Source organism: Pseudomonas sp. IT-P395 (assembly GCF_949767675.1).
Classification (GTDB): Bacteria; Pseudomonadota; Gammaproteobacteria; order Pseudomonadales; family Pseudomonadaceae; genus Aquipseudomonas.
The window spans coordinates 60,621-80,103 of the sequence record NZ_CATKPW010000003.1; the positions used below are offsets into that span (position 1 = coordinate 60,621).

General features: G+C 58.6%; 21 protein-coding genes and 1 pseudogene. 8 read left to right on the forward strand and 14 right to left on the reverse strand.

Annotated features, from left to right (window positions below):
- The first annotated feature begins 73 nt into the window (after window positions 1–73).
- Window positions 74–982, forward strand: coding sequence for a DMT family transporter (locus tag ACM6IN_RS02585; RefSeq protein WP_123376303.1), 909 nt, complete (start codon window positions 74–76; stop codon window positions 980–982).
- An 88-nt stretch (window positions 983–1,070) separates the two neighbouring features.
- Here ACM6IN_RS02585 and ACM6IN_RS02590 read toward each other — a convergent pair whose 3' ends face one another.
- Window positions 1,071–1,934: a DMT family transporter gene (locus tag ACM6IN_RS02590; RefSeq protein ID WP_414915352.1), complete on the reverse strand. Its 864-nt coding sequence runs from the start codon at window positions 1,932–1,934 to the stop codon at window positions 1,071–1,073.
- Window positions 1,935–2,404: 470 nt separating this feature from the next.
- On the opposite strand from ACM6IN_RS02590, the gene ACM6IN_RS02595 reads away from it, so the two are divergent.
- Window positions 2,405–2,824, forward strand: a complete 420-nt coding sequence (locus ACM6IN_RS02595; RefSeq protein WP_414915353.1) for a hypothetical protein — start codon at window positions 2,405–2,407, stop codon at window positions 2,822–2,824.
- 44 nt (window positions 2,825–2,868) lie between these two features.
- Here the strand turns inward: ACM6IN_RS02595 and ACM6IN_RS02600 are convergent, their stop codons facing one another.
- Both ACM6IN_RS02600 and cysK read right to left on the reverse strand, forming a co-directional pair.
- Window positions 2,869–3,807 (reverse strand): aspartyl/asparaginyl beta-hydroxylase domain-containing protein, encoded by a 939-nt coding sequence (locus ACM6IN_RS02600; protein ID WP_007911288.1) that lies wholly within the window; start codon window positions 3,805–3,807, stop codon window positions 2,869–2,871.
- A gap of 184 nt (window positions 3,808–3,991) precedes the next feature.
- Window positions 3,992–4,966: a cysteine synthase A gene (gene cysK / locus ACM6IN_RS02605; protein WP_007911289.1), complete on the reverse strand. Its 975-nt coding sequence runs from the start codon at window positions 4,964–4,966 to the stop codon at window positions 3,992–3,994.
- A gap of 127 nt (window positions 4,967–5,093) precedes the next feature.
- Here cysK and ACM6IN_RS02610 point away from each other — a divergent pair, with 127 nt between their 5' ends.
- Window positions 5,094–6,170, forward strand: a complete 1,077-nt coding sequence (locus ACM6IN_RS02610) for a DUF748 domain-containing protein (protein WP_414915354.1) — start codon at window positions 5,094–5,096, stop codon at window positions 6,168–6,170.
- Between the two features lie 7 nt (window positions 6,171–6,177).
- Here the strand turns inward: ACM6IN_RS02610 and ACM6IN_RS02615 are convergent.
- Window positions 6,178–6,435: pseudogene (locus ACM6IN_RS02615) on the reverse strand (DUF2442 domain-containing protein); the annotation flags it as partial.
- Between the two features lie 279 nt (window positions 6,436–6,714).
- On the opposite strand from ACM6IN_RS02615, the gene ACM6IN_RS02620 reads away from it, so the two are divergent.
- Window positions 6,715–7,560, forward strand: coding sequence for an AAA family ATPase (locus ACM6IN_RS02620; RefSeq protein WP_016986801.1), 846 nt, complete (start codon window positions 6,715–6,717; stop codon window positions 7,558–7,560).
- A 12-nt stretch (window positions 7,561–7,572) separates the two neighbouring features.
- Window positions 7,573–8,751 carry a vWA domain-containing protein gene (locus ACM6IN_RS02625; RefSeq protein ID WP_414915355.1) on the forward strand — a complete coding sequence of 393 codons (1,179 nt, stop codon included), beginning with the start codon at window positions 7,573–7,575 and terminating at the stop codon, window positions 8,749–8,751.
- Between the two features lie 64 nt (window positions 8,752–8,815).
- Here the strand turns inward: ACM6IN_RS02625 and ACM6IN_RS02630 are convergent, their stop codons facing one another.
- The 6 genes from ACM6IN_RS02630 to ACM6IN_RS02655 form a co-directional block, all read right to left on the reverse strand.
- Entirely contained in the window at window positions 8,816–9,169 is a 354-nt protein-coding gene (locus ACM6IN_RS02630) for a hypothetical protein (RefSeq protein ID WP_414915356.1), read from the reverse strand.
- A 54-nt stretch (window positions 9,170–9,223) separates the two neighbouring features.
- Window positions 9,224–9,364, reverse strand: coding sequence for a hypothetical protein (locus ACM6IN_RS02635; RefSeq protein WP_414915357.1), 141 nt, complete (start codon window positions 9,362–9,364; stop codon window positions 9,224–9,226).
- A gap of 118 nt (window positions 9,365–9,482) precedes the next feature.
- Entirely contained in the window at window positions 9,483–10,400 is a 918-nt protein-coding gene (locus ACM6IN_RS02640; RefSeq protein ID WP_414915358.1) for a biotin-dependent carboxyltransferase family protein, read from the reverse strand.
- A complete protein-coding gene (gene pxpB, locus ACM6IN_RS02645; RefSeq protein WP_414915359.1) occupies window positions 10,397–11,101 on the reverse strand; it encodes a 5-oxoprolinase subunit PxpB in 705 nt (234 codons plus the stop codon). Before pxpB ends, ACM6IN_RS02640 begins: the two co-directional genes overlap by 4 nt.
- Window positions 11,098–11,850, reverse strand: coding sequence for a 5-oxoprolinase subunit PxpA (locus tag ACM6IN_RS02650; RefSeq protein ID WP_007911313.1), 753 nt, complete (start codon window positions 11,848–11,850; stop codon window positions 11,098–11,100). The genes pxpB and ACM6IN_RS02650 overlap by 4 nt, the downstream gene beginning before the upstream one ends.
- 62 nt (window positions 11,851–11,912) lie before the next feature.
- Complete coding sequence (locus ACM6IN_RS02655) at window positions 11,913–13,199, reverse strand: MFS transporter (protein ID WP_007911315.1); 1,287 nt, start codon at window positions 13,197–13,199, stop codon at window positions 11,913–11,915.
- Between the two features lie 159 nt (window positions 13,200–13,358).
- On the opposite strand from ACM6IN_RS02655, the gene ACM6IN_RS02660 reads away from it, so the two are divergent.
- The gene (locus tag ACM6IN_RS02660; RefSeq protein ID WP_007911319.1) at window positions 13,359–14,273 is read left to right on the forward strand and encodes a LysR family transcriptional regulator; all 915 of its coding nucleotides are present in this window, start codon (window positions 13,359–13,361) and stop codon (window positions 14,271–14,273) included.
- Window positions 14,274–14,382: 109 nt separating this feature from the next.
- Here ACM6IN_RS02660 and ACM6IN_RS02665 read toward each other — a convergent pair whose 3' ends face one another.
- The 3 genes from ACM6IN_RS02665 to ACM6IN_RS02675 are packed head-to-tail and all read right to left on the reverse strand — an operon-like array spanning window position 14,383 to window position 16,227.
- Window positions 14,383–14,925, reverse strand: a complete 543-nt coding sequence (locus ACM6IN_RS02665; RefSeq protein ID WP_007911321.1) for a DUF2937 family protein — start codon at window positions 14,923–14,925, stop codon at window positions 14,383–14,385.
- Window positions 14,926–14,937: 12 nt separating this feature from the next.
- Window positions 14,938–15,714 carry a class II glutamine amidotransferase gene (locus ACM6IN_RS02670; protein WP_007911322.1) on the reverse strand — a complete coding sequence of 259 codons (777 nt, stop codon included), beginning with the start codon at window positions 15,712–15,714 and terminating at the stop codon, window positions 14,938–14,940.
- Window positions 15,715–15,729: 15 nt separating this feature from the next.
- Window positions 15,730–16,227 (reverse strand): hypothetical protein, encoded by a 498-nt coding sequence (locus ACM6IN_RS02675; RefSeq protein ID WP_007911323.1) that lies wholly within the window; start codon window positions 16,225–16,227, stop codon window positions 15,730–15,732.
- Window positions 16,228–16,452: 225 nt separating this feature from the next.
- Here ACM6IN_RS02675 and ACM6IN_RS02680 point away from each other — a divergent pair, with 225 nt between their 5' ends.
- Together ACM6IN_RS02680 and ACM6IN_RS02685 are read left to right on the forward strand one after the other, a co-directional pair.
- A complete protein-coding gene (locus ACM6IN_RS02680; protein ID WP_414915360.1) occupies window positions 16,453–18,507 on the forward strand; it encodes a S9 family peptidase in 2,055 nt (684 codons plus the stop codon).
- A gap of 198 nt (window positions 18,508–18,705) precedes the next feature.
- Window positions 18,706–19,179, forward strand: coding sequence for a Crp/Fnr family transcriptional regulator (locus ACM6IN_RS02685; RefSeq protein WP_008085900.1), 474 nt, complete (start codon window positions 18,706–18,708; stop codon window positions 19,177–19,179).
- On the opposite strand, the gene ACM6IN_RS02690 is transcribed toward ACM6IN_RS02685, so the two are convergent.
- Window positions 19,176–19,460, reverse strand: a complete 285-nt coding sequence (locus ACM6IN_RS02690; protein WP_414915361.1) for a hypothetical protein — start codon at window positions 19,458–19,460, stop codon at window positions 19,176–19,178. The genes ACM6IN_RS02685 and ACM6IN_RS02690 overlap by 4 nt on opposite strands.
- Window positions 19,461–19,483 lie beyond the last annotated feature (23 nt).

The following is a 19,483-nucleotide window of genomic DNA, read 5'->3' on the forward strand; positions in this document are numbered from 1 at the left end:
ATGCCCGAATAGCGGTTGCCATCGTCAGAGCGCTCGGCAACACTCTCGTCCCGATCAAGGAAGGAGACCCGCCGTGAGCCCTGTCGATATTTTCCGTATGTTGTCGCTGGCGGCCATCTGGGGCGCGAGTTTTCTGTTCATGCGCATTATTGCGCCAGTGATCGGCACGATTCCGACTGGATTCTTTCGCGTATCCATTGCGGCCGTTGGCCTGCTGGTGATCCTCGGGCTGATGCGCGTGCGCTGGGATTTCAAAGGCAAATTGAAAACCGTGATGCTGCTGGGCGTGATCAATTCGGGGATTCCGGCGACGCTGTATTCCGTTGCGGCTCAGGTGTTGCCAGCCGGCTACTCGGCGATTTTCAATGCCACCACGCCGTTGATGGGCGTGCTGATTGGCGGGTTGTTCTTCAGTGAAAAACTCACTGCTGCCAAGTTGGGTGGGGTGTTCCTCGGCCTGTTCGGTGTTGGCGTGCTGACCCGCGCCGGCCCCGTGGCGTTCGACTTACAGTTGTTGATGGGCGCCGTCGCCTGCCTGCTCGCGACCACTTGCTATGGCTTCGCCGGTTTCCTCGCGCGGCGTTGGCTGGATCAGGCCGGTGGACTGGACAGCCGATTGTCGGCGCTGGGCAGCATGCTCGGTGCGACGTTGTTCCTGTTGCCGCTGTTCGGCTATAGCGTAATCACTGCACCGCCAGTCAGCTGGGGCGGCTGGAATGTCTGGCTGTCGCTGTTGGGCCTGGGGTTGGGCTGTACGGCGTTTGCCTACATCATTTATTTCCGCCTGCTCAGTTCGATCGGTCCGGTGAAGTCGATGACCGTGACCTTCATGATTCCGCCGTTCGGGGTTTTGTGGGGGGCGTTGTTGCTGGATGAGCCGTTGTCGATGGCGCACATTTATGGCGGGGTGTTGATTGCGCTGGCGTTGTGGCTGGTGTTGAAGCCGGCGTCGGTGAAACCTGCGCAGGCGACAGCCCGCTAGACTTCTGGCGCTGCTGAAATGGCTATCGCGAGCAGGCTCACTCCTACAGGGGAATGCATTCCAATGTGGGAGCGAGCCCGCCTGTCAGCTAGTCAGTTTTACGGAAGACAAACGCCAGACCGACAATGATCAACAGCATACCCAGCACGCTCAATGCCGCCAGGCGATTGCCGAAAATCAAGTAGTCCATCACTGCCGTCACCGCCGGCACCAGATAGAACAGACTGGTGACATTCACCAGATTGCCTCGCGCGATCAATCGATACAGCAACAGCGTCGCCAGCACCGAGACCACCAGCCCCATCCACAAAACAGGCACGATAAAGCCTGTGCTGTGTTCAAAGTGGAACGGCTGGAACGGCACGAAAATCCCGCACAACAACAGCCCGGCCAGATACTGCACCGGCAGTGTGCCGAGGGGATTGTCGGTGATGCGCTTCTGCATGATCGAGCCCAGCGTCATGCTCGCCAGCGCCAGCAGACCAAACAGCATCCCCGCCCAGGACATCCCGGCCAGACCGATGCCTTGGTAAACCACCATGATCAGCCCCGCCAGACCCAACGCCAGACCAAACATCCGGCTCGCCGAGCGCTGCCGCTCCATCAACACCACCGTGAGAATCGGCTGCACGCCCATGATGGTTGCCATCACCCCCGGGGTGACTTTGGTGTTGAGCGCCAGCAGATAGAAAATCTGATAAGCCCCCAACAACACCACGCCGGTGGCGATCGCAAACAGCATCGGCCGTCGACCCTTGGGCAACTTCAGTTTGAGCAGCGGCGCCAGCAGCACCAGCCCGCACAAGGCAATCACAAAGCGAATCAACAGAAAGGCAAACGGCGAAGCATGGGCCAGGCCCCATTTGGAGAAGATCGCACCGCTGCTCCACAGCAGGACGAACAGGCTCGTGGACGCAGCCGCGAGCGCGGTTTTTTTCGACAGGACAAACATGAATACCACCTGTAGTCAGGCAAATAGCCAACTCAGCCGAAGCTGAAATTCAGTAGGTTTTTCTGGCGGGCGCAGGGGTCAGCAAAAACTGCCGATCAGCCCGAAACGCCAACGCCCGGCGGTGATACGACTGCGCACACCGGCGTGCTACTGACAGGTGGAGGGTAATGACTGATCTGCTTGGGCTGCTGATTCCCGCACGGCAAGACGCCAGCGTTGACCGCTGAATCGACTACCGCGTTGATGAGGGATGCAGGCATTGGGGCAGATCTTTTTTGAAGGGCTGGAAGGTGAACCATGGGGCTCACGAGCGCCGACTATAACCAGCGGGCGACATCGATTGCAATGATTTGGGCAAAGGGCCGGCAGGGACAGTTGGCCGCAAGGTGAATAGGCTGGATCGCAATTGCGACACCCCACCATTGAGGACAAGGAATGCACGGGATCACATGCCAAGGGAACGGACGTATTTGCGCTACCAAGTGTATAAATCACAGGCCAGAAAACAGGCTGGGGTTACTTTCGCAAAGCTGCACAAAGACTTGTTGCAGCAAGGGATAGTGGATGTTGATCACTCCAGAGTTCGTTTCGAAGCAATCGATGCTCAAGCGCTGAGAGCCTATGAAGAATGGTTTGATCCTCATTTCTCTTGGCGAGATGTTGTCAGGTGGAAGGCCAAAGAACCCCTTAGCTTCAACGCCGGAGGCACCATGAAGGCTGCCGTTGAAAAAAAGGCGCCAGGCGCCAGACCGATAAAAGCTGATAGAAAACGCTCTTCTGGAAAGTTGTCTGAACAGGAGTTGCATCGAATCAGAGAAGCATTGGTGAATCCAGCCGCGGAAGAGCCAGGAGGCGTCCTCGCTGGCGCTTCGTTCACCTTCTCTTCATAAAAAAACCGCTCACAACGAGCGGTTTTTTATTACAACATCCAGCCTCAACCAAACAGCCAATACCCCAACAACGTCAACACCACCACCGCCAGCACCGGTCGCATCACGCGGTAGGCCTTCGGATGACGGCGTTTCCACTGTTTGACCACTCCACTGAACTTGTCGCTGAAGTTCTTGCTCCAGGCGTAAGCCTGGTTGATCCCGCCGACGCGCTCGTCGTCAAGGTTCTGCGGTGCGGTGGCGCGGCCGAGCCAGGCGCTGATCGAGCGGTTGATGCGGGTCATGAGGCGGTTGCTCAGCGGACGCTCGACGTCGCAGAACAGGATCACGCGAGTTTGTTCGGTTTCGTTCTTGACCCAGTGCACGTAAGTTTCGTCGAACATCACGTCTTCGCCGTCACGCCAGGCGTATACCTGACCATCGACGAAAATCCGGCAATCGTCGGAGTTCGGCGTCGACAAGCCGAGGTGATAACGCAGGGAGCCGGCGAACGGATCGCGATGCGGGTTCAAGTGGCTGCCACCCGGCAACAACGCAAACATCGCACCTTTTACGTTGGGAATCGCACTGACCAGTGCCACGGTCTTCGGGCACAGGGTTTCAGCCGACGGCAGCGGTTTGTCATACCACTTGAGGTAGAAACGCTTCCAGCCCTTCTTGAAGAATGAGCCGAAACCGGCGTCGTTGTTCTTTTCCGCCGCGCGAATATAGCCTTCATCGAACAGATGCATGGCCTCGTCGCGAATGGTTTCCCAGTTGTCGCGTAGTACGTCCAGTTCCGGGAATTTGCTGCGATCCAGATACGGCTTGGACGGCACGCCGGAGAACAGGTACATCAAGGCATTGTACGGAGCGAACAGTGCCGAGTGGTTGACGAACTGGCGCAGAACCGGCAAACGCGCCTTGCCGCGCAAATGCACATAGAGGATGCTGCCCACAAACAGCAGCAGCACCGACACCTTGGCGGCTAACGAAAAGCTCATCAACGACTCCTTGAATAAAGACAACGCTGCGCAATGCCCTTTACCCGACATGGCAGCCGGCCATGATAAACACTACCGGCTTCGGACAAAACCCGCCTTACACAAGATTCAGTGTTAAGCATTGCGCAACAAAGCATTTATTAGCATAACGATCCTGAACCCCGGCTGACCTGAATCAACTGGATTACTGCTGAGTCTCCTGCTCAGTGAACAGATCGCTGAACAACATGCTCGACAGATAACGCTCACCCGAGTCCGGCAGAATCACCACGATAGTCTTGCCCTGCATCTCCGGCGTCTCCGCCAGACGCACTGCTACCGCCATCGCTGCACCGCAGGAGATGCCGCACAAAATCCCCTCTTCCTGCATCAAGCGCAGGGCCATCGCCTTGGACTCTTCGTCGGTGACCTGCTCAACCCGGTCGACCATCGACAGATCGAGGTTCTTTGGCACAAAACCGGCACCGATCCCTTGAATCTTGTGCGGGCTCGGTTTGATTTCTTCACCCGCCAGCGCCTGGGTGATCACTGGCGACGACATCGGCTCCACCGCCACCGACAGAATCGGTTTGCCCTGGGTATTCTTGATATACCGCGAAACGCCCGTGATGGTTCCGCCCGTGCCAACCCCAGCCACCAGTACATCCACCGCACCATCGGTGTCGTTCCAGATTTCCGGACCGGTAGTTTTTTCGTGAATCGCCGGGTTCGCCGGGTTATCGAACTGCGCCGGCATGAAATATTTGTCGGCATCGCTGGCAACGATCTCGGCAGCCTTTTCGATGGCGCCTTTCATGCCCTTGGCTGGCTCGGTCAACACCAGCTCGGCGCCCAGAGCCTTGAGTACTTTACGGCGTTCGATGCTCATCGAAGCCGGCATGGTCAGCATCAACTTGTAACCACGGGCAGCGGCAACAAACGCCAGACCGATCCCGGTGTTACCCGACGTCGGCTCGACAATGGTCATGCCCGGCTTGAGTTTGCCGCTGCTTTCGGCGTCCCAGATCATGTTGGCGCCGATCCGGCACTTGACCGAATAACCGGGGTTGCGCCCCTCGATCTTGGCCAGAATGGTCACGCCACGCGGCGCGATGCGGTTGATCTGCACCAGCGGCGTATTACCGATGGAATGGGCGTTGTCAGCGAAAATACGGCTCATGGCTGGGTCCTTATGCAGCATTGAATTCAGCCTTCAAAGGTATGCCTGTTGCCCATCACAGTCCAGTCGGGTCGAACGTCTGCGCGACGTAACAGTCAATCGCTTACATCGTCAGGGAATTGCCGTCATGAAGCGTCGCTACAGTTGGCCATTAGGGATTTTCGCCGTCGTCGTTGTGCTGCTGATCGCGCTGCACATCGCCCTGCCCTACATGGTGCGCGACTACCTGAACGGCAAACTGGCGGACATGGGTGACTATCGGGGCCAGATCACTGATGTCGACTTGGCCCTATGGCGCGGCGCCTACAAGATCAATGGGCTGAAGATCGTCAAGGTCGACGGCAAGGTACCGGTACCGTTCGTCAACGCACCGCTGATCGATCTGGCAGTCAGCTGGCATTCGCTGTGGTACGACCATGCCGTCGTGGCGCAGGTGAGTTTCGTAAATCCTGAAGTCAATTTCGTCGATGGTGGCGCTAACAAACAGAACTCACAAACAGGTCAAGGCACCGACTGGCGCGCGCAACTGGGCAAATTGCTGCCGATCACTCTCGACGAAGTACAGATTCAGGACGGCAAGATCAGTTTCCGCAACTTCAATTCAAAACCTCCAGTGAACATGAACGCGACCGATGTCGACGCGAGCATCTACAACCTGACCAACGTGGTCGACAAACAGGGCAAGCGCGACGCCCGCTTCGAAGGCAAAGCCCTGCTGCTGGGTCATGCACCGCTGGAAACCACCGCAACGTTCGACCCTCTGAGCAATTTCGAAGACTTCGAGTTCCGCCTGCGCGCCAAAGACATCGAACTTAAACGCATGAACGACTTCGCCTCGGCCTACGGCAAATTCGACTTCAACGCCGGCCACGGTGATGTGGTGATCGAAGCCCAAGCCAAAAAAGCCCAGGTCAACGGCTACATCAAACCCCTGCTGCGTGACGTCGAAGTGTTCAACTGGCAGCAGGACGTGGAAAACAAGAACAAGAGCATCTTCCGCTCAGTCTGGGAGGCTTTGGTCGGTGGTACTGAAACCGTGCTGAAGAATCAGGCGAAAAACCAGTTCGCCACCAAGGTCGAACTCAGCGGCAACGTGCATCAGCAAAACATCAGCGCGTTCGAAGCATTTTTGCAGATTTTGCGCAATGGTTTCGTACAGGCATTCAATGCCCGGTATGAGCGGCCGAAGCCAGATGCGGGTTAGGGTTCATTTCTGGAAAAGCATCCAGATATAGAGTATCGGCGCCAATCTGAATATCCGGGGCCGGCCATTCAACGGTCCAACCGTTATCGCCCAAGATGGCAGTCGCAAAGACTTGGGGATCAAGCAAGGGCTGCAACTGCTTATACGTTTGAATATCTCGACTCAAATCGAGTGTCAGCGCGCGACCATCAACAAAGCAGAGTGCAAGCCGACTATCAGAGAGCGCAGTAACTGCCGCCAAGCGTGGTCGTTTCATGGATAACATCAATTCAGCGCCTCCGGGCAGATGGGGACTGCTTCGCAGCCCAGCGGGAGCAAGCTCCCTCGCCACAGATTCAGTGGACATCCTGAAGGCTATCGCCAAATCGGCGATACCTGAATACTGGCCATCGGCCGAGACTGAGTCAACATGTGACGCCCCATTCAGAGACTGAATAAGCCGTCTGCGTTCACAGTCGACCGGACTGCGCGTTATAGTCGGGCATCCGATTATTTCGCCCCCGCCCTGCCCGTCAGGTCGGCGTTACCGTTCGAGGATTAGCAGATGAAGTTCGAAGGCACCCAGGCCTACGTCGCCACCGATGACCTGAAGCTGGCGGTCAACGCCGCCATCACCCTGGAGCGGCCGCTGCTGGTCAAGGGCGAACCGGGCACCGGCAAGACCATGCTCGCCGAGCAATTGGCCGAATCGTTCAATGCCAAGCTGATCACCTGGCACATCAAGTCCACCACCAAGGCCCATCAGGGTCTGTACGAGTACGATGCGGTCAGCCGTCTGCGCGACTCGCAACTGGGCAATGAGAAAGTCCACGATGTGCGCAACTACCTGAAGAAGGGCAAGCTCTGGGAGGCTTTCGAGTCCGAGGAGCGGGTTATTTTGCTGATCGACGAAATCGACAAGGCTGACATCGAGTTCCCCAACGACTTGCTGCAAGAACTCGACAAGATGGAGTTCTACGTTTACGAGATCGACGAAACCATCAAGGCGAAGAAGCGCCCGATCATCATCATTACCTCCAACAACGAGAAAGAACTGCCGGACGCCTTCCTGCGCCGCTGCTTCTTCCACTACATCGCCTTCCCCGACCGCACCACCCTGCAAAAAATCGTCGACGTGCACTATCCCGACATCAAGAAGGATCTGGTCAGCGAAGCGCTGGACGTGTTCTTTGACGTGCGCAAGGTGCCGGGTCTGAAGAAGAAGCCATCGACCTCGGAACTGGTCGATTGGCTGAAGCTGCTGATGGCCGACAACATCGGCGAAGCGGTATTGCGCGAACGCGATCCGACCAAAGCGATCCCGCCACTGGCCGGTGCCTTGGTGAAGAACGAACAGGACGTGCAACTGCTTGAGCGCCTGGCGTTCATGAGCCGTCGCGGCACCCGCTAAGAGGCTGATGCCATGTTGCTCAACCTGTTCAATGAAATGCGTGCAGCCAAGGTGCCGGTGTCGGTGCGTGAGCTGCTCGACCTGATCAACGCGCTGAAACAGCGCGTGACCTTCGCCGACATGGACGAGTTTTATTACTTGTCGCGGGCGATTCTGGTGAAGGACGAACGCCATTTCGACAAGTTCGACCGCGCGTTCGGCGCCTACTTCAATGGCCTCGAAAAGCTCGATGATCACTTGCAGGCGCTGATTCCCGAAGACTGGCTGCGCAAGGAATTCGAGCGTTCGCTGAGTGACGAGGAGCGCGCGCAGATCCAGTCCCTTGGCGGCCTCGACAAGCTGATCGAAGAGTTCAAGAAGCGTCTGGAGGAACAGAAGGAACGCCACGCCGGCGGCAACAAGTGGATCGGCACCGGCGGCACCAGTCCGTTCGGTTCCGGCGGTTTCAACCCGGAAGGCATTCGGGTCGGCGATGCCGGCAAGCGCCAGGGCAAAGCGGTGAAAGTGTGGGATCAGCGTGAGTACAAGAACCTCGATGATTCGGTGGAACTGGGCACGCGCAACATCAAGGTTGCCCTGCGCCGCTTGCGTAAATTCGCCCGTCAGGGCGCAGCGGAAGAACTCGATATCGATGGCACCATCGACCACACCGCCAAGGACGCCGGTCTGCTGAACATCCAGATGCGCCCTGAACGCCGCAACACGGTGAAGCTGTTGTTGCTGTTCGACATCGGCGGTTCGATGGACGCCCACGTGAAGATTTGTGAGGAACTGTTCTCGGCCTGCAAGACCGAGTTCAAGCATCTGGAGTACTTCTACTTCCACAACTTCGTTTATGAATCGGTGTGGAAGAACAATATGCGCCGCACCTCGGAACGCACTTCGACCCAGAACCTGCTGCACAAGTACGGCGCCGACTACAAAGTGATCTTCATCGGTGACGCCGCCATGGCGCCGTATGAAATCACCCAGGCCGGCGGCAGTGTCGAGCACTGGAACGAAGAGCCGGGTTACGTGTGGATGCAGCGCTTCATGGAGAAGTACAAGAAACTCATCTGGATCAATCCGTATCCGAAAGACACCTGGGGCTATACCTCGTCGACCAATATCGTGCGCGATCTGATCGAGGATCAGATGTATCCGTTGACGTTGCGCGGGCTTGAGGAAGGGATGCGGTTTTTGTCCAAGTAAGATTGCGAAGGTAAATACTGAAAGGCAGACCGTATGAAAGCGGCTGCCTTTCAGGCTCGCGAATTTACCAATCTGTCGCGAGATAAGACTTGCAGAGCCGGTCCATGAAAGAGGTGTCCAGAATCGCGGGGCCGACAGCAGTCGTTTTTTGCCCGCGGCGTTTTTTCTTCCCTCTGGCGACAACTTTCGCCCCGCCATTTTCCAGCGCTACCCTGCGATTTTTTTCAATGTCCGTTTCAGGACTCAGGGTCACTTCACTCTTCATTTCGCCCTCTGGCGCCAGAAAGCGAAACCTTACGCTTTTCACCTCAGCACCCGCGTTGGTCTCCACGGTCATCAGCTCCATGGCGTTACCACTCGCCTCCGTGCGGTGATTCCAGTGAAACATACGCATCATGTCGACGGTTGCGGTGGACATAAATGTCTCAATACGCGCAACGATGTCCTGATGACCGGCCCGGTCGGCGTCCAGTCATTGCACATTGTAGAAACGATCGATGCTCGCCCGATAAACCGGCACGCAGTCCACACCCTCATAAAAACCGACAATGTGCCCATCGACACTGTTCGCACATTCGCCCTTTGATTGGGCCATTACTGTCATAAAACGCATCTGTAACTTCCTTGTAAAAGATGAAGACCGATAGTTCCATACATGCTCGACAAGCGATGTAGGGCGACGTACTGATGCGCCAGGAAAAATCTCGGTCTTCCGTCCGAAGTACGGACAATTACAAGTAGGACTTCAGGTAGTTGATATGGTCATGCCATGCACGCTCTTGCATGACTGGCGTGAACCGCACCCTGTCACCCGGGAGACATTGCGCCAGCCTCGCCAGCGCCAAGGGTGTCAGCGCCCCCAAGCGTGGATAACCACCAATGGTCTGACGATCATTGAGCAACACGATCGGTTGCCCGTCCGGCGGTACCTGCACCGCCCCGAGTGGAATGCCTTCGGAAATCATCGGCTGCCCCTGATATTCCAACGCCTTGCCCAGCAAACGAATGCCCATGCGATCAGCGCGACTGTCCAGCGTCCAGGCACTGTTGAAGGCATCAAACAAACTCTGCCCACTGAACTGGCCGATCTGTGCGCCGAGCACCAGATCCAGCGGTGCATTCGCTTTCAAATCCGGTCGTAAATCCAAAGGCACTTCGCGAACACATAGCGATTTCCTGTGATAACTCAGCGTCGCGCCCTTGGCCAACGGCAAGCCCATACCGTCCAGCCCACCGAACTCTTCACGCACCACCGTCGCGCTGCTGCCCAAGACCTTGGGGGCCTCGAAGCCGCCGGGCGCCGCCAGATAGGCCCGGGCACCGAGCAACGGTTGCGTGAACAGCAACTTCTGTCCTTTACGCAACTTGAAACTGCGCCACGGCGCCAGCGGTTGACCATCTATCTGTGCGCCAAGATCAGCTCCGGCCAGTGCCAGCAAACAATCCTCTGCAGCGAAGACGGCAAACCCGCCGAGGGTGATTTCGATCACCGTTGCATCGAGGTTATTGCCGAGCAACCAGTTGGCCCAGCTCATCGAACACCAATCCGCCGCACCGCCCTGGGTGACGCCCAGGTGCCGCACGCCAAACCGTCCCGCGTCCTGCAACAGGCACAACGGGGTACTGGCTTCAATCGTCAGTCGGCTCATGTCTGCGCCTCCAGTGGTGTGTCATCACCACCCAGATTGACGAACTCGGCATGACTGACCGCTTCGAATCGCACCGTGTCGCCCGGTTGCATCAGGCTGTAGCCGTCGCGATTGCGGTCGAACAACTTGGCCGGGGTGCGGCCGATCAGGTTCCAGCCGCCGGGAGAGACCACGGGGTAAGCCGCCGTCTGCCGTTCGGCAATGCCGACGCTACCGGCAGCCACTTTTTTGCGTGGTGTGTTCAGGCGAGGCGCGGCAAGCACTTCTTCGACCAACCCCATAAACGCGAAACCCGGCGCGAAACCAAGGGCGAATACCTGATACTCACGTCCGCTGTGGCGACGGATCACTTCATCCACCGCCAGACCGCTGCGCTCGGCCAGCAAACTCAACTCAGGGCCGACACTCAAGTCATACCAGACCGGCAACACATGACATTGGCCGCCAGTTCGCGCATTCGGTGACAGATCGATCAGCGCTTCGGCGATCAATTCCCGCGCCTGACTCGGACTCAGTGCAGTCAAATCGTAATGCACCATCAGCGTCGTATAGGACGGCACCAGATCGATCAGTTGCTCACCGAATACCGCATGCAAACGCTCACTGGCAGCGAGCATCCACGGCATGTTGGCTTCGGCGATTTCATCGAACAGACGCAGCATCAGGCAATCCAGTGCCACCACTTCAATCCTTGGGTTCATAAGGCGCTCTGCTGATTCAGGGCCTCGCGAATGCGCTGCACGGCCGCTACCGAACTGGCGTTGTCGCCGTGCACGCAAAGGGTGTTGGCGTGCAGGCGCAAGGCGCTGCCGTCGCTGGCGCTGAGGTTGTCGCCACGGGCAATGGTCAGGGCTTGCTCGATGATTTTTTCCGGATCGTGATGCACCGCGCCCGGCAATTGTCGTGAAACCAGTTTGCCGGCACTGTCGTAAGCGCGGTCAGCGAAGGCTTCGAACCACAATGTCACGCCATATTCATCGCCGATCTGCTGCGCCGCCGAGTTGTCGCGGGTGGCCATCAGCATCAACGGCAGGCTGCGGTCATAAGCGGCCACTGCCTGAATCACCGCACGCAATTGCGCCGGGTTGGCCATCATGTCGTTGTACATCGCGCCGTGTGGTTTGACGTAGCTGACGCGCCCGCCCTGGGCTTTGCAAATGCCGTCGAGCGCGCCGATCTGGTAATGCAGGATGTCTTGCAGCTCTTGCGCCGAATACGCCATGGAGCGGCGACCGAAACCGACCAGATCCTGATAGGCCGGGTGTGCACCGATCTGCACGCCGTGGCTCAATGCCAGGCTGACGGTCTTGCGCATGATGCTCGGGTCGCCGGCATGGAAACCGCAAGCCACGTTGGCACAATCGATGAAGGGCATGACCTCGGCATCCAGACCCATGGTCCAGCTGCCGAAGCTCTCGCCAATGTCGCAATTCAATAGCAGGCGGCTCACGGTGAACACTCCTGTAGGTGCTTGTCTTTTTATCTGTAGGACTGTGCTAAGCAGGTTATCAGTTACTGCGCATCGAGTTGCTTGCCACGGGTTTCCGGCAGGCTCAATGCCGCGATAATCACCACGCCGTAAGACACCGCCGCAAACGCGCCAATGCCGACACTCAACGGCACCTTCTGGCTAAGCAAGCCGATCAGCAGCGGAAACAAAGCCGCCAGTGCCCGACCGATGTTGTAGCAAAAGCCCTGCCCCGAACCGCGAATTCGCGTAGGAAACAATTCAGTCAGAAACGCGCCCATGCCGCTGAAAATCCCTGAAGCAAAGAAGCCCAACGGGAAGCCCAGCCACAGCATCACGCCATTGCTGACCGGCAGTTGCGTGTAGAGCAGAACGATGGTGAACGAGCCGACCGCGAACAGGATGAAGTTCTTTTTCCGCCCGAGCAGGTCTGTCAGATAAGCGCTGATCACGTAACCGACGTAGGAGCCGACAATCACCATCGCCAGATAACCGCCCGTACCGAGCACGCTCAAACCGCGTTCGTTTTTCAGAAAGGTCGGCAGCCAGGAAGTGATCGCGTAGTAACCACCGAGGGCGCCAGTGGTCAGCAGTGAAGCGCGGAACGTGGTGAAGAGCATGCCCGGCGCGAAGATCTCGTAGAACTTCGATTGATTCTCCGGCGTTTGTTGGGCTTTAGCCTCGCGATATATCTCCGGGTCCTTGACCAGACGACGGACGAAAATCACGAAAATCGCCGGCACAATGCCGAGGATGAACAGCGCGCGCCAGGCATCTTCCGGTGGCAACACGGAAAACAGCAACGCATACAGAATCGCCGTCAGTCCCCAGCCCAGCGCCCAACCGGATTGCACCATGCCCACCGCTTTGCCGCGATCCTTGGCGCGGATCACCTCGCCGATCAGTACCGCGCCAGCCGTCCATTCGCCGCCGAAACCGAAGCCCATCAAGGTCCGGGCGATCAGCAGTTGTTCGTAGTTCTGCGCGAAGCCGCAGAGGAAGGTGAAGAAGGCGAACCACAACACCGTGAGTTGCAGGGTGCGCACGCGACCGATGCGGTCTGAGAGAATCCCAGCGACCCAGCCGCCGATGGCCGAAGCGATCAACGTGCTGGTGTGGATCAGCCCCGCTTCGCCGGTGGTGATGCCCCACATCGCAATCAGCGTCGGCACGACGAAGCTGAGCATTTGCGTGTCCATGCCGTCCAGACCGTAGCCGATCTTGCAGCTCCAGAACGTACGGCGCTCCTGCTGATTGATGTTGCGATACCAGTCGAACGGCCCGGGGCGCGCCGTTGCCGTGGATGCTTCTAGGGTGTCGGGAGCACGCATGGCTTATCTCCGCAGGTTTTTTATTGGTCTTGTTCGTAGCCCCGACGACGCCTATCGTGGGGACCGGATGCGTCGATTTTTCGTCGCGCGGCCCCGCTGCGTCCAACGAATAAAAACCCGCCTTAGCCATAAGAAAAATTTGTCACCCGAGCCTTGCCCATGAACCTGAAGTTTCTCGAGACCTTTGTCTGGGTCGCCCGACTGAAGAGTTTTCGCCTGACCGCCGACAAGCTGTTCACCACCCAGGCGTCGATTTCCAGCCGCATCGCGGTACTGGAAGGCGAGCTGGGGGTGAAGCTGTTTTTGCGCGATTCACGCGGTGTCAGCCTGACGCCCGAAGGGTTGAAAGTGCTGGAGTACGCCGAGCAGATGCTCGACACCATGTCGGCGCTGAAACAGTCGATCGAGACCCGCTCAAGCAAAGTCGGCCGCGTGCGCATCGGCGTGATGGACACGGTGATTCACACCTGGCTCAGCCCGTTGGTGGCACAGATGACGGACCTGTATCCACGGGTGGAAATCGAGCTGGTGGCGGATACTTCGTTGAACCTCTGCGATCAGTTGCAAAAAGGCTTTCTCGATATCGTTCTGCAAACCGATCTGATCCGCCATGAAAGCGTGCGCAGTCTGGAGCTGGCCAGCCATCCGCTCGGCTGGATCGTCGCCAGCAATTCGATCTATAACCGCGACTATGCCGACCTTGCCGAACTGGCGCAGGAACGGATCATCACCTACTCGAAAAACTCCCGACCGCATCAGGATCTGTTGGCTTTGATGCAAGCCAGTGGCGTACTCGCGCCACGCTTGAATTGCGTGAACTCGGTGTCGGCGATTACCCGCTTGTTACGCGATGGATTTGGGATTGGTGTGCTGCCGCCGGTGCTGGTTGCGGAGGAGCTGGCGCGGGGCGAATTGACCTTGCTCAACATCGATCAACGGCCACCGAATCTGCAGGTGGTGGTGTCGTGGCGGGTGGGGGTTGAGTGGGTCGAGGAGATTGTGACGTTGTGTCAGCAGGTGCTGGAGGGGTATGCGATCAAGATGGGCACTGACTATATCGCCCTGACACCGTGATCATTCCCACGCTCCGCGTGGGAATGCAGCCCGGGACGCTCCGCGTCCCTCGAAAGCCGAACGCGGAGCGTCCGTTGAGGCGTTCCCACGCAGAGCGTGGGAACGATCATCAGAGACCGCGCACATCGCGGTCTTCGATCGGCCGGCTCTGGCGCAGACGCCGGCCACCGAGTACGACCCAGTCGATCAAGCGGAACAGGCATTCAATGCCGAACGACAGCAGCAACGCGCCGCTCATGCCCCAGATCATCGCTTCCGGCGTCAGCAGGATCTGATAGCTGTAACCGTTCCAGGTTTCCTTGCGGATATCCGGATCCGCGGCCAACACCACTTGCAGGAAGCGGATGTACCACGGCCCTTGCATCGCCTGGAACTGCTTGTCCAGCGCGATCTGGCGGCTGAGCAAGGTGCTCAGGCTGTCAGCATCGCTGCGAAATACCGGGTCTTCACTGGCGCGATAATGCGCGACCAGCGCCTGCATATCACCCTTGAAGAACTGCTCGGCGGTGCCCTGAAAACCGCGCAAGCCAGTCTGCGCTTCGATCAGATGCGCCTCCACGCGTTTCGCGTAATCGTTGATGAAGCCTGGCACCTGGACACCGATCAACAGGCCCGCCGCAAACAACACCAGCCGTACATAACTGAGCAACATGGGGTGCAATCCTTATTCGGTCTTGCCCTGACTGACGCATTCGCCGCGTCGCCACAGGCTCCATTGGCCCGGTTCGTAGCGGGTCCAGGTTTCGTTTTCGGTCAAAGGTTCGGTGGCAATCACCGTGACCACGTCGTTGGGCGTGGTTTCCGCCTGGAAATCGACGATAACGTCGACATCCTTCAGGCGCGCCGGGCCGAACGGGGCGCGACGGGTGATCTGTGCGAGTTTGGTCGAGCAATAGCAGAACAGCCAGTCGCCGTCGCTGAGCAGGCAGTTGAACACGCCTTTGCTGCGATATTCAGCGCAGGCGGCGACCAGATCGGGCAGCAGCTCTTCTATATCGACCGGTTCCGGGAATGCTGCACGCACGCGGTTGAGCAAATCGCAGAACGCCGCTTCGCTATCGGTATCGCCGACCGGGCGGTAGAAGCTTTTGATCGGGGTGAAATCGGCCAACTGGCCGTTGTGCGCGAAGCACCAGTTGCGTCCCCACAGTTCGCGGACGAACGGGTGGGTGTTGGACAGGCAGACCTTGCCGACGTTGGCCTGGCGGATGTGGCCGATGACCACTTCGCTTTTGATTGGATAGCGCTGCACCAGATTGGCGACTTCCGACTCGCAACTCGCCGCCGGGTCCTGAAACAGACGCAAACCCCGGCCCTCATAGAAGGCAATGCCCCAGCCGTCGCGGTGCGGGCCGGTGCGACCGCCACGCTGCATCAGGCCGGTGAAGCTGAACACGATATCGGTCGGCACGTTGGCACTCATGCCCAGTAATTCACACATGTGCGGACTCTCGGGTTACAGGCGCGGCTCGACCCGCATGCGCTGCGGGTTGTTCGGCAAGGGTGGACGACCGTAGCGGTCATCACCGGCGCCGCCAAACGGTTGATCGTCATCGCGGTCATCGGCGCGGGCGGCAGCTTTCGCGGCTTCGGCCTGCTCGCGGCGCGCACGCGAAGCACGCTCGATCGGCAAGCGGATCAGCACGAAAATCAGGTAGATGCCGAACGCGATCATGCTGTACATGAACAGATCGGAGATCGCCCGCCAGGCGTTGTTGCCGACCTTGAAGGCCAGGTCCAGCGCGGTGATGGCAATGGACGGCGCAACCTTGGCTTTCACCGGGTCGATGATGGTCGGGCTGAACAGCAACACCGCCATCAGCACACGCAGCGGTTCGCGCAACCAGCGCCACATCCAGGTGGTCAGGCGCATCCATACCAACAGGCAGCCCACAGCGGCAAAGGCGTAGAGGCCCCAGGCGATCAGATAGTCGTTCTCGGTCATGGTGTCCATGGCAAGGCAGGCAAAGAGGCGCTTATAGTAACGACTTTTCGCCCGTGCGGCTTGTCCCAATAGACATGCGACCTGTGGGAGCGAGCCTGCTCGCGATGACGGACAGCCTGACAACATTGATGTTGAATGTGCCGGCCTTATCGGGAGCAGGCTCACTCCTACAGGGCCTGCGACGGTTTCAAAAGCTGCGAAAACCCCATTCCGTAATTTGTCCGAGAGCCTTCCATGCCCCAATCCGCCAACGTCATCAGTGCTCCGATTGCCCACAAGGCGCCCGGTGCCGACCCGTATGCCTGGCTGCAGGAACGCGACACCGACGCGGTGCTCGATTACCTCAAGGCCGAAAACGCCTGGCAAGAGGCGCAAACCGCCGATCAGGCCGAACTGCGTGAAACCCTGTTCGAAGAGATCAAGAGCCGAATCCTCGAAACCGACCTGTCCCTGCCCTCACCTTGGGGCCCGTATCTGTATTACACGCGCACTACAGCGGGCGACGAATACGCCCGGCACTACCGTTGCCCGCGACCGGCGGACGATAGCCTGACCCTCGATGAAAACCGCGAACAACTGCTGCTCGACCCGAATGTGCTGGCCAACGGCGGGTTCTTCTCACTCGGTGCGTTCAGCATCAGCCCCGATCACCAGCGTCTGGCCTACAGTGTCGACGCCTCGGGCGATGAGATTTACACGCTGTTCGTCAAGGAACTGGCCAACGACAAAGTCAGCGAACTGGAATTCGAAGACTGCGACGGCAGCATGACTTGGGCCAACGACAGCCTGACCCTGTTTTTCGGCGTGCTCGACGACACCCATCGTCCACACAAGTTGTTCCGCTATCGCCTCGATGGCACTGCTGCCGAAGAAGTTTTCCACGAGGCAGACGGGCGTTTCTTCCTGCATTGCTACCGTTCCAGCTCCGAGCAGCAACTGCTGCTCTCGCTGGGCAGCAAGACCACCAGTGAAGTCTGGGCGCTGGATGCCAATCAACCGCACCTGCCGTTTACTTGCCTGGCCCCGCGTGTCGAAGACCATGAATACGATGTCGATCACGGCCTGCTCGATGGCGTGTGGACGTGGTTTATCCGCACCAACCGCGACGGCATCAACTATGCCTTGTATCAGGCCCCGGACACTGGCATCGCGCCGACCGAAGCCGACTGGCAAAACCTGATCCCCCACAGCGATACGGTGATGCTCGATGGCGTCAGCCTTAACACCGAGGCCATGACCCTGAGCCTGCGCGAGGGTGGCCTGCCGATCATCGAAGTTCACCCACACGGTCTGACGCCTTATCGCGTGCAATTGCCGGACGCGGCCTACAGCCTCTATGTGCAAAACAGCCTGGAGTTCGAGAGCGACCGTATTCGTCTGCGCTACGAGGCGTTGAACCGCCCGGCACAAGTTCGCCAACTGATCCTCGCCAACGACGAACAAACGGTGTTGAAAGAAACCCCGGTGCTCGGCCCGTTCGACGCCGATGCCTACGTTAGCCAACGCCTGTGGGCGACGGCGCCGGACGGTACGCAAGTGCCGATCAGCCTGGTGATGAAGCGCGAAATGGTCGGCAAAGCGGTGCCGCTTTATCTCTATGGCTATGGCGCTTACGGTTCGAGCCTTGATCCGTGGTTCTCCCATGCGCGCCTGAGCCTTCTGGATCGTGGCATGGCCTTCGCCATCGCCCACGTGCGTGGCGGCGGCGAGTTGGGCGAAGCCTGGTATCGCGCCGGCAAGCAGGAGCACAAGCACAACACCTTCAGCGACTTCATTGCCTGCGCCGAGTTTCTGATCCTCAACGGCATTACCACAGCGGACAAATTGGCAATCAGTGGCGGCAGCGCGGGTGGTTTGCTCATCGGTGCCGTGCTCAACCAGCGTCCGGATCTGTTCGGCGTGGCGATTGCTGAAGTGCCGTTCGTCGACGTGCTCAATACCATGCTCGACCCGGAACTGCCGCTGACCGTCACTGAGTACGACGAGTGGGGCAATCCCGAGGAGCCGGAAGTCTACGAGCGGATCAAGGCTTACGCGCCCTACGAAAACGTCAGCGCGCAGGATTATCCGGCGACGCTGGTAATCGCCGGCTACAACGACAGTCGCGTGCAGTATTGGGAGGCGGCCAAGTGGGTGGCGAAATTGCGCGCGACCAAGACCGACGACAACGTCCTGCTGCTGAAGACTGAACTGGGCGCCGGGCACGGCGGGATGAGCGGGCGCTATCAGGGATTACGTGACGTAGCACTCGAATACGCATTTGTTTTCAAGGTTTTGGGCCTGGCCTGAGGAACTCCGTCGGTCACTTGGGTCTTAATTGCAGACCCGAGAGGCCGATACCCCACAGATCCCTGTAGGAGCTGCCGAAGGCTGCGATCTTTTGATTTTGATTTTTTCAAAGGCAAGATCAACAGATCGCAGCCTTCGGCAGCTCCTACCAGGGACGTGTGAAGCCTGAAACAGTGAAAACAAAAAGACCGTGACGACATGTCAGAACCGACCTTCCTGAACAACGAAATCCGCGACTGGCTGATGGACTGCGGCCTGTTCGATCAATTGCAGCTGGCCGACTTTGCGGCCGCTTCCGGCTACTTCAGCATCAGCACCGTGGCTGAAGGCGAAGCGATTTTCCGCGAGGGCGATGCCGGCAGTTTCATGTGCATCCTCCACACCGGCCAGGTCGCCGTGCAGAAAACCGGGCCCGATGGTCAGGTGATCACCATGGCCACCTTGCGCAGCGGTCGCGCGTTCGGCGAAATGGCCGTGCTCGACGGTGAGCGACGTTCCGCCACCTGCATTGCCGCGAGCAACTGCCAGTTGCTGAACCTCGGCAAGGATTCGCTGGAAAAAATGCTCAACGACGCGCCGAAGATCGCCGCGAAGATCATCCGCGCCCTCGCCGTTTCCCTGTCGAAACGCCTGCGCATGGCCGACGGCCAACTGGCGGCGCAACAGGTTTAACCGCCGGGAGATTTTGCCTTGCTGCCGCTCGGTTCAATGCCCGGCACCGGTTGATCCTTGCTCGGTGGGCTGGGCATTTCGATCGGCACCAGCGGCGGACTGCCACTGCCGGCACCGGACTTGGGAATGTTGATTGGCGTGATCTGCGGATACGGCGTCGGCGTTGCGGTACCGGGCGAGCCGGGTTGCGGCGCCGGGCTGACCGGAATGGCCTGTTGCGCCTGCACTGCAGTAATCGAGAGCGCGGCCAGGGCAATGACCGTTAGAATGGTGCGCTTCATCAAGGGCTCCGTTTGGCCTCTAG